Origin of the sequence: Methanosaeta sp. UBA356 (assembly GCF_002496465.1) — an archaeon.
In the GTDB taxonomy this organism is placed as follows: Archaea; Halobacteriota; Methanosarcinia; order Methanotrichales; family Methanotrichaceae; genus Methanothrix; species Methanothrix soehngenii.
On sequence record NZ_DAKC01000083.1, the window covers coordinates 1 to 9,817 of the forward strand.

Annotated in this window: 7 protein-coding genes; 4 read left to right on the top strand and 3 right to left on the bottom strand. The window is 53.9% G+C overall.

The features are described 5' to 3' along the window. Positions 1 to 304 precede the first annotated feature (304 nt). Positions 305 to 748, top strand: a complete 444-nt coding sequence (locus tag BP727_RS07195; RefSeq protein WP_013719915.1) for a hypothetical protein — start codon at positions 305 to 307, stop codon at positions 746 to 748. A 246-nt stretch (positions 749 to 994) separates the two neighbouring features. Here BP727_RS07195 and scpB read toward each other — a convergent pair whose 3' ends face one another. The 3 genes from scpB to smc all read right to left on the bottom strand — a co-directional run bounded on the left by scpB (position 995) and on the right by smc (position 6,389). Then, on the bottom strand, positions 995 to 2,062 hold the full coding sequence (gene scpB / locus BP727_RS07200) for an SMC-Scp complex subunit ScpB (RefSeq protein WP_286858067.1): 1,068 nt from the start codon (positions 2,060 to 2,062) through the stop codon (positions 995 to 997). 92 nt (positions 2,063 to 2,154) lie between these two features. After that, positions 2,155 to 2,865 carry a segregation/condensation protein A gene (locus BP727_RS07205; protein WP_286858069.1) on the bottom strand — a complete coding sequence of 237 codons (711 nt, stop codon included), beginning with the start codon at positions 2,863 to 2,865 and terminating at the stop codon, positions 2,155 to 2,157. A gap of 8 nt (positions 2,866 to 2,873) precedes the next feature. Then, positions 2,874 to 6,389: a chromosome segregation protein SMC gene (gene smc, locus BP727_RS07210; protein WP_286858070.1), complete on the bottom strand. Its 3,516-nt coding sequence runs from the start codon at positions 6,387 to 6,389 to the stop codon at positions 2,874 to 2,876. A gap of 344 nt (positions 6,390 to 6,733) precedes the next feature. Here smc and mmp10 point away from each other — a divergent pair, with 344 nt between their 5' ends. The 3 genes from mmp10 (at position 6,734) to BP727_RS07225 (ending at position 9,708) form a co-directional block, all read left to right on the top strand. Further along, positions 6,734 to 7,957, top strand: a complete 1,224-nt coding sequence (mmp10, locus tag BP727_RS07215; RefSeq protein WP_048133196.1) for a methyl coenzyme M reductase-arginine methyltransferase Mmp10 — start codon at positions 6,734 to 6,736, stop codon at positions 7,955 to 7,957. 23 nt (positions 7,958 to 7,980) lie between these two features. Beyond that, complete coding sequence (locus BP727_RS07220) at positions 7,981 to 9,150, top strand: TIGR04083 family peptide-modifying radical SAM enzyme (RefSeq protein WP_286858072.1); 1,170 nt, start codon at positions 7,981 to 7,983, stop codon at positions 9,148 to 9,150. Positions 9,151 to 9,252: 102 nt separating this feature from the next. Further along, positions 9,253 to 9,708 (top strand): DUF2124 domain-containing protein, encoded by a 456-nt coding sequence (locus tag BP727_RS07225; RefSeq protein WP_013719928.1) that lies wholly within the window; start codon positions 9,253 to 9,255, stop codon positions 9,706 to 9,708. Positions 9,709 to 9,817: the final 109 nt, after the last annotated feature.

Here is a 9,817-nt window from a genome sequence, read left to right on the forward strand (position 1 = left end):
TCATCGCTGATCAGGTCATTAGACCGGCAGCAGCAATTCCTCGACCGTTCCATTCAGACAGGCTCACTTTTCGAGAGGGCCTTATAAGATCATGATGACGTTTTTCCCTCTGTGGCAAAGAACCATCCGGTAGAAGACGATTATGCCCAGGGACATGGTATCAAGTCTCTTTGAAGGCATATTCATAGATAGCGCCAAAATTGTGAACATGTTATATGCAGAACAGATATATGCAGACCAAAAGTATAAATATAATTAGGCATTAGTATGAATGGAATCTCATGATTCAGGGGGTAAGACAATAATGATAAAGAGGTTTGCATTGCCTTTCGTTCTGGCAGTTCTTATAATTCCCTCATTTGCTCAGGGGGGTGCTGGATACGGCGCAATAGATATTCTGGGAAAGTATGGTGGAATACTTGAATTGGAAGCTTCTGCCTTTGTATTTCCAGAATATACAGATGTCAATATAGATACTCTGAAAATTGGAAACGATCGGGCTTTAGCCATTGGTCCCGGTATAGATCCTATTGCTACAAACAATCTGCTGATCAAGAAGAATCAGAATTCAGGAGACTGCAATTGCTGCTCTGAGGACAGCCCGACAAATGCCAATGTGTCACCCAGCTGTCTGGATTGCTGCAATAAGGTCAATATCGATCAGATCGGCGCTGGCAACAGGGATGCTATAGCATTGGGGCTGTCTGAGGCAACCAATAACGTCAAGATCGTTGCCAATCAGCAGTGATAGTAAAATCCAGTAGCTTGATCCCGTAAAGGCATTATTGGGCCCGCCCACTTCCTTTTTGGGGGCTGAAAGCAACTTTTTTTGCATAGCTCTTAAGAAAGCAAAAATTTTCAGCCAAACCACAGAGACGCAGAGGGGCTATAATCTCTGCCGGATCCCACTTCCATAATTGGGCGAAGAACCATATTCTAGCCTATCGCCATAATGATCTGTGAATGAGTTAGGAAATGGCTGGCATGAGTCACCTTAATCTGGCTTGGCATCAGCAGAAGAAACGCCATCAATATCCATAAGGATCTTCTCATAGCGCTCCACAATCCTCTCCACTATGTCCATATCGTAGGGCTGGTGGACAGGAACTTGAATCTCAGCCTCCATCTGGGCAGAGCTGGGCGCTGCTCTCAGCCCCTCCTCCTGAACATCCAAACGGAGATCGCGGGCGATATCCTCGATCATGGGAGTCAGAGGCTTGATCGGCCTTGCCTTCTGCGCCCTTTTGCGAAACCTCTTCAGGAGCCGGTCAACCTCTGCCGCCAGTGGCTCCACATCGCCCGATTCTGCTGCCCGGACTATCTGCTCTGCGCTCTCTTTAAGCTGGGAGAGGGTGCGAACACCTGCCTCTATGAGATCTCCGCAGTAGTGTTCTCTCACCCGCTCCAGGTAGCCGGGAGCAATTATCAGAAGGTCGATCTCCTCGAGCCGGGATAGGTCCTCTTCTCCTGGGTTGTATGGATTGACCACCAGATAGTCCAGGCCCAGGCGCAGGGCGAGGGTCCTGTACATGGGACTGACCCCTACCAGCTTTTTGTTCTGCAGAAGAGCCTTTCTCACCGCCTCGGGATTGGAGGAGGTGATGCCGAAGTAGTCGGCAAATCCGGGAGTGGTGGTGAGAAGCTTGGTCCGGCTGTGCTTGACCGCATTGATCAGGCCTCTTTTCTCCAGTTCCTTCACGTGCTCATAGCTCTTGTTCCCCCTGATCTGCACCAGCTCGCTCTGCTTGATGGGCTGCTTATAGGCGATGATGGCCAGGGTCCTGATCAGGGGCGCCTCGATCTCCTTGGGAGCGAAGGAGAGAACCCGTCCCGCCAGCATGGAGCGGACCTGCATGGAATAGCCATCTCCTATGCTCTTGATCTCTATTCCCGAGCTGCGACTGGCATACTCCTGGGCTAGGTCGCGGGCAGCCTCCTCGGCCATCTGGAGGGAGAGGCCGGAGATATCCGCCAATTCTCGGGGACTGAGCGTCCTGCCTGCAGCAAAAAGAGCGGCTTCGATAACTGCTTTAGCGCTGGAATCCGTCATCAGATCGACCAATAGAGACTCTTTTTCCGGAAAGGATTTAAGCTTGCCCTAGGGATGTCGGTGTCAGAGAAGAGGCTTTGGCGACGCCCGGGCCACTGATCCGCTCAGGGATGTCTTTTCACAAATAGGTCCCCGAATATCTCCTCTTGCTCCAGCCACACCTGCTTTCTCTGGGCCATGAAGAGTAGTGAGACGTAGTTGGTCACCCCGTCCTCATTCAGTCCATCTCTGCTGTTAATATCCTGGAAGGTGATGGTCTTCTTCTCCATGAACATATCATCCAAAATGGGTCCCAAGAACCTGATCCTCTCCTCGATCCCTTCATCGTGTGAGAGGTCCAGTGCCTTCTCCTCAGTGGAGGGCCAGCGGTCTCTCATGGCCTTTCTCCGGCCGACCATCTCCGCCTTCTTCAGCTCCGAGATCAGCTCTTCTAAGGTTACCGGCCTCTTGGTGCGCCTTCTCACCGGCGGGCGAGGTAGGGTGCTCTCCCTCTCCTCTTCCCAGACCTCCTCCCCCACCTCCTCCAATTCAGGCTCTGGCTCCTCATCTGCCACCTCCTTTTGCCCTTCCATGGAGTCGGACTTCATCCTCAGGAGAATGCTGGCATAAAGGAGTGTCCTGGCCGGTATTCGCAGGTCTCTCTTCTCCAGGGAGTCGATGTACTGCAAAAACTTCTCTGTGGTCCTGGCAATATCAATATCCCAGGGATCGATATCCCCTCTGCGAGCAAGCTCCACCAGAACCTCCGCCGGCTCGCCGAACTCGAAATCGTGGGGATTCTTCCCCAAATCCGGGATGAATGGATCTTCGGACAAGTCCTACCTCAGCTGGTGCATATTCCGGTCACCGTGGTGATGTTATTCTCCTGCATGGTCACACCCAGAGTGAACTTCGACTGCAGTATCATCGGCTTTCTCAGGGACACCACAATGAACTGGGCCTGGGCAGAGATCTTCTTGATCAGCTTTGCCACCCTCTCCACATTGGCTCCATCCAGGAACATGTCGATCTCGTCCATAGCGTAGAAGGGCGCAGGCCGGAACATCTGAATGGAGAAGATGAAGGAGAGGGCGGTCAGGCTCTTCTCCCCTCCGGACATGGCCTCCAGGCGGTGGAAGGGCTTTCCCGCCGGCCGGGCCTTGATGGTCATCCCCCCGCTCAAGGGATCCTCCGGGTTCTCCAGGATCAGGTCGCCTTCTCCCCGGGATAGCTCCTGGAATATGTTCTTGAAGTTCTTGTTGATCTCATTGAAGCTGGATAAGAATGCCTCCTTTTTCATCTGGTCATACCTCTCCAGCTTATCGATGATAGCTTCCCTCTCCTCCCTTAGAGTGGTCCTCCTCAGAGCCAGGAAGTCATAACGGGTCAACACATGATCGTACTCGTCGATGGCCAGCATGTTCACCGGCTCCAGGTCTCTCATGAATTGGGTCAGGGCCCGGATCTTCTCAGCCACGGTATTGCTATCCGGCGGCTCCTGGGTCGAGTCTACGCCGCTCTGTTCGATCTCTCTTCGCAGTCCCTCCACCCTCATCTGGATGACATCCCTGGCGGAGAGGCTGGCATCCAGACGAGCTTGAATCCGGTCCATCTCCCGTTCCATCCTGTCGATAGCCCGCTGCATGGTGATGGTCTTCTCAAGAAGCTCTACGCGCACTCCTTTGAGGCCGTGCAGCTCCACTTCGATCTCCGCCTCCCTGGACTTCATCCCATCCAGTTCCAAATTTAGGCTCTGGATCATGGTCATGGCAGCCTCCTTCTGCTCTGCTGCCTCTGCCTTCTCCGATTCCAGTAGCTCCTTTTTGGATGAGATCTCCTTTTGCTTCTCGATTATGCCCTCTTCCCGGATCTTGTCCTTGAGGATCTCGGCATCGATCTCGGCTATCCGGTCCTGCAGCCTTCTAATCTCCGATTTGGCCGCGTCTGCCTTGCGATTCAGCTCGGGGATCGCTGAGCCTGAAAGGTCGGCCTCTATCCGGCCTATCGTCTCATTCATGGATGCCAGGGTCGCCTCAGACTCCCGGATCTCCCCCTCCAGAGCGTCCAGCCTTCCCTTATAGCTGAGAAACTCGCTCTCCATCTGCACGAGCCGCTCGCGCTTCTCAGAGATGCTCTTCTCCAGCCGGGGCTTTGACCCCGCCATCTCGTCCGCCTGGAAGGTCTTCTTGGAGATGGACCGGTTCAGCTCCTCCACCTCTCGGGTTATGTGGGAGATCTGCTCCTCCATCCGGTCCAATCTCTCCAGAAGTTTCCCGCGCTCGGCATCGGCGTTGGCAATCCTCTCCGATAGCTCCAGGAGCTTCTTTCCCTCCTCTGCCGCGAACTTCATCCTGGTCCTATAGTGGCCTCCGGTCATCGCTCCGGACCTCTCCACCAGATCCCCTTCTAAAGTGACCATCCGGTAGCGGCCCATGAGAGCTCGGGCGTGGTTTAAACTCTCTACCACTAAAGTATCACGAAATACATACCAGAAAGCCCCCTGAAACTTGGGATCAAAGTCGATCAGCCTGAAGGCATAGTCAACTATCCCCTCGTAGTTGGGCTTGACCGAAGGGCTGCCCCGGTCCAGCTTATTCAAGGGGAGAAACGTGGCCCTGCCGATCTGGGACCTCTTCAGATATTCAATGGCCCGGGCGGCATCCTCGTCCGTGGCGGCGACAATGCTCTGCATACGCGCTCCTGCAGCCACTTCCAAAGCGACAGAAAAGCGCGACTGAACGTTCCCCAGTTCCGCTACGGTGCCATAAAGGCCGGGGAGCATACCATTCTTGAGAGCAGTGCGGATGGCGTCCACCGCCCGGCTGAATCCGCCTTTGTCCTCTGCCGCCTTAATCCGGCTGTCGGTGCGGGCGAACTCGCTCTGCAGCTTATTCATCTCCCTCTCTGCCTCGGCGATCTCCCGGCGCAGCCTGAGTCTTGCGCTCTCCAGGTCATCCCGATCCTTCTCCAGCTCCATCGCTCGGCTGTTGAGCCCGGCCAGCTCCTCTTTCAGTTGTTCGGCCTCATGATCGCTGCCGGCCAGGGCATCCATGGCCTCCTTGATGGCGCCGGAGAGCTCCTCTCTTTCCAGGCCCCCCCTTCTCGTGGCATCCAGCAGACGGTCCCGCTCTCGCAGCAGATCTCCAAGCCTTGCTTTGGCCTCCTCCCGGGCCCCCCTCGCTCTCTCAAGCTCCTCTCTGAGAGCGGAGAACTGGGCGTCCTCACGGGTTAAGCTCTCTTCAACCTCCTGGAGGAGATCGTTTTGATCTTCAAGCTCTCCTTCTAAGCTGGCCTTGCGAATGCTTGCGTCTCTGATCTTCTCCGCCAGAACCTCCTCCTCCCCAGAGAGGTTACCCAGCTGAATGAAGCTCGCATTCTGCTGACGATCCAGATCATTCAGGGCCTTCTCCGCCATCTGTATCTTGCTGGTCTCGCGGGCTAGTTCCCCTTTCAGCTCCTCTATCCTCCGCTTGACCTCGATCTGCTCGTCCTCTCCCTTATGGGTTATCTCCTGACCGAGGTTCTGCAGCTTCTCCTCCTGGACGGCAAGCTCGGAGCGATCCTCATCTGCCCGCAGCTTGATCTCATCATTCTTGCCCTGGAGGGAGGATATCTCCTGGTTCAGGCTCTCCAGCTCTCCAGATGCCTCTTTGAGCCTGGCCAATAGGAGGAAGGCCTCCTGCCTTTTCAGCTCGTCCTTGTGCGCCTGGTAGGAATGAGCCTTATCCCGCTCCGCCCGCAATCGGTCCAGCTGGCCGCCTACCTCCTCCAGAATGACGTCAACCCGTTCGACGCGCTCTCGCACCACATCCAGCTCTTCCAGCGCCTTCTTCTTCTTCTCATCGAACTCTGCGACGCCAGCGATCTCGTCTATGATCTTCCTCCGCTCAACAGCCGTCATCTCAATGATGCGGGTCACATCCCCCTGCATGACGATATTGTAGCTTTCTGGGGTTATGCCCGCCTTGGCCAGCAGGTCCAAAAGCTCTGCCTGGCCACAGGACTTGCCATTAAAGGAATAAGAAGAGGCATATTTGTCGCGGTTTATCTTGATCTTTCTTGAGACCTCGATCGTATCCTGATCCAGTGGAAAATGGCGGCTGGTGTTGTCCAGCCTGACTATTACCTGGGCAAAATCCGGATTCTTCCCGTTATCCCCCCGGTAGATGAGATCGGGCAGCCTTTCCGCCCTCATGGCCCGCGAACTGGAAAGGCAGAGGGCGAAGAGGAGAGCATCGACTATATTGGATTTACCGCTTCCATTCGGCCCCGTCACCGTTACAAAATCGTTCTTCAGAGGAACCCTGATGCTCTTGCCGAATGACTTGAAGTTCTTGAGCTCAACCTCTTTGATGTACAAAGGTTACCTCCGCCCAAATTCTGCAATGCTGGCCCTTTCGATACTCCTCAACATTAGAATCACGTCCCTCGGCTTTAATCCCGCTCTTTTTTCTTAAGGCAGTTGAGGCTTTCGCTTATGATTTCTGCTCTAACTTAATCATGTATTCGAGGATGTATATATCACTTTCCCATATTTAAGCATTTTATCCAGTACGATTATTAAATTATCAAAATCAATATATTTATTTAAGCATAGACAATTTCATCCATCCCAATAATTCTAGTTTTCCCCTCTCATTCCTCTAAAGCCTGTTTTCAGGGTTACCCCAAGGCTTATTTACCATCTGGCAGATCGAAATGGGAATGGACGTACTCGCAGATGTAGGTGGAAGGCCAGGCCTGGACTGCAGGGGATTTTGCAGCTACTGCTACTTTAAAGGGGTAAAAAAGGTGCCACCATTCGGCTGCAAGAACTGCATGCCCTTCAAGAAGGGCTGTGACTACTGCGCCCGCGCCATCATGGAGGGCTATCCAGGCTTCAAGCCCATGAACGACGTCTTGTTCGAGGTGGCTCAGAGGTGCATGGGCAGCATGCCGGACAAGGTCACCATCAGCGGGGGTGGCGACCTGAGCTGCTACCCAGACCTTCTACCACTGGCGAGGATGGTGGGCCAGGGAATAGTGCCCATTAGCCTTGGCTACACCAGCGGAAAGGGATTCCGGGATAAGGACGATGCGGCAAAGCTTATCGATGCCGGAGTGAACGAGGTCTCTTTCACCGTCTTCTCCACCAACCCCGAGCTTCGACGCAAGTATATGGGAGACAAGCATCCTGAGGTCGCCCTGGAAAATTTGAAGACATTCTGCCACAGCTGCGAGGTCTACTGCGCCGCAGTCATAATTCCGGGCGTAAACGACGGTCATGAATTGGAGAAGACCTGCAATGACCTGGAGGAGATGGGAGCACGAGGCCTGATCTTGATGAGGTTTGCCAATCGCCGTGATCAGGGCCTGATCCTGGGAAATGGACCAATTATGCCAGGGATAATCCCTCATACCATCGAGGAGTTCAGAGACCTGGTCACCCATACTGCAGAGATGCACAGCTTCCGGGTAACTGGAACGCCTCTATGGGATCCGGTCACCGGCGCGCCCTTCGCTCTGTCCAGGCATCCAGATATCATATCCCGCCTGCCCCCTCTGAGGAGAGGGGCGAGCATCATCACCAGCCGGGTGGCTGCTCCTTTGCTCACGGGCATCTTCAGTCAGATGGAGGGAGGAGAGAAAGTAAGCATCCTGCCGGTGGAAAAGGACATCGGCTGCCTGATTACCATTGAGGACTTCTCAGGCCTTGATCTTGACCAGGTCATGGGCACGGTCATCATTCCCGGTCGAACCATGGCCCATGAGAAAGAGATCAAGAGCGTCCTGTCAAAAGATGGCAGGGAAAGGATGATAATTCGGGGCCCAGATACTCTCACCGTGGACGGCGAGATGAGCATCTCCATGAACGCCCAGGAAGTCCTAGAGCTGGAGGTCGAGGCATTCGGAGAGCTGATCGAGGCCATCAATGCCATGGGCATTTGAACAAAGCGAGGGGGCAAAAATAGATGAAGAAGATGAGAAAACAGAAGAGGCCTTTTCATGTCATGATCATACCCACCCTAGGCTGTCCCTCCAAGTGCAGCTACTGCTGGAGCTCCGAGGTCGGATCCCCGAGAATGACCATCGAGACAGTAGGGGAGATCGTAGAATGGTTGCGCGATTTTAGGGATGATCCGGTTACATTCACGTTTCACGGTGGAGAGCCGCTGCTTGCCGGTGCGGATTACTACAGAGCTGCCCTTCCCATGCTCAAAAGAGAGCTTGAGCATCTCAGCCCCAACTTCGCCCTGCAGACGAACCTGTGGCTCTTGACCCCAGAGCTGGCGGAGGTCCTGGCAGAGCATGAGATTCCCATTGGCTCGAGCCTTGACGGCCCTCAGGAACTCAATGACCTGCAAAGGTCTAGTGGATACTATGAGAAGACCATGGCCGGATATGAGCTGGCCAAAAAACATGGCCTGCAGGTGCAGTTCATCTGCACATTCACCTCTTATTCAGTGCAGTTCAAAGAGGAGATATTCAACTTCTTTCGGGAAAACGGCCTGGTCCTCAAGCTCCACCCCGCCCTCCCATCGCTGCGCAGCGACCAGCCAGACCGATGGGCCCTTCCTCCAGAGGAGTATGGCGAGCTGTTGGTCTATCTCCTGGACAAATACCTGGAGAATATGGATCGAATCGAGGTTAGAAACATCAACGATTACGCGAGGTGCGTATTCACCGGAAGGGGTACCGTCTGCACCTTTGTGGACTGCATGGAGAATACCTTTGCCGTGGGCCCAGATGGGAGCATCTATCCATGCTATCGGTTTGTGGGAATGCCCGAATACGTCATGGGAAACGTTCGCGACCGCCCCAGCCAGGCGGATCTGGCCGCCTCCCCCGCAGGAGTGCGCATGCGTCAGTTCAAAGAGTATGTGGATGTGAACTGCAAGGGCTGCAAGCACTTGCGCTACTGCCGGGGGGGCTGCCCTTACAATGCCATAGCTCCGACAGATGGGATCATTATGGGAGTCGATCCTCACTGCATCGCTTATAAGAGGATATTCGATGAGATCTCCGACCGCTTCAATAAGGAGATGATGGGCTCCATGGGGCTGGAGGCTACGGGTCCTGGAAGCAGCGGGAGCAGCCGGCCTGGGATCATGTCATTGATGCAAAAGATGATCGGAAGATGATTTTGAGGTAACCTGAGGGCAATTCGAGCATAAAAGCAGCAGATGCTGCCCAGGGTACCAAAACATTATTGCCCATGAGCGGAAACTGATTAATCGATCATTATGGAGAAGATTCAAGAGGTCAAGGGCCTGGGCGGAATGCTGAACGGTTTTAGGGATTTGGTCAAGGATGACCAGAAGATAATTTTCGTGGGGTCACCTGGTTTTTGTACTCCCTTTGCATTATTCCTGGGCTATCCAGTGCGAGAAAAGGAGATGGCCTTCATTCCCGGCCTTGATAGTGAAAAAGCCAGGAAGCTGGTTGCCACGGAATCGGGGATGGAGTTGGGAGAGAAGTGCAGCTTTGAGGCCGATGCCGTGGTTGTTCTGGGTGGAATGGCCATGCCCAAGATTGGAGTGAAGGCCGAGGAGATGGCAGATTTTCTCGCCAAGATGAAATACAAGAAGCTGATTGGCGTCTGTTTCATGTCGATATTTGAAAAGGCTGGCTGGTGCCAGGCTCTGAAGTTCGATAGCGTCATGAACATAATCATCGAGGGTGATATATCCTGCAGATAGCGACGGGACCATAATTTTATTACATCGGGAGTGCAGAGGGTCACGAATACCCCAACCTTCCGGTTGGGGATGAAGTGAACCCTCGTCCGTTTTTTGCGTTAACTCATAT

Bases quoted from the DNA above. Each gene is read 5' to 3' on its own strand.
- BP727_RS07195 (WP_013719915.1), top strand. From the start codon at position 305: ATGATAAAGAGGTTTGCATTGCCTTTCGTTCTGGCAGTTCTTATAATT.
- mmp10 (WP_048133196.1), top strand. From the start codon at position 6,734: ATGGACGTACTCGCAGATGTAGGTGGAAGGCCAGGCCTGGACTGCAGG.
- BP727_RS07220 (WP_286858072.1), top strand. From the start codon at position 7,981: ATGAAGAAGATGAGAAAACAGAAGAGGCCTTTTCATGTCATGATCATA.
- BP727_RS07225 (WP_013719928.1), top strand. From the start codon at position 9,253: ATGGAGAAGATTCAAGAGGTCAAGGGCCTGGGCGGAATGCTGAACGGT.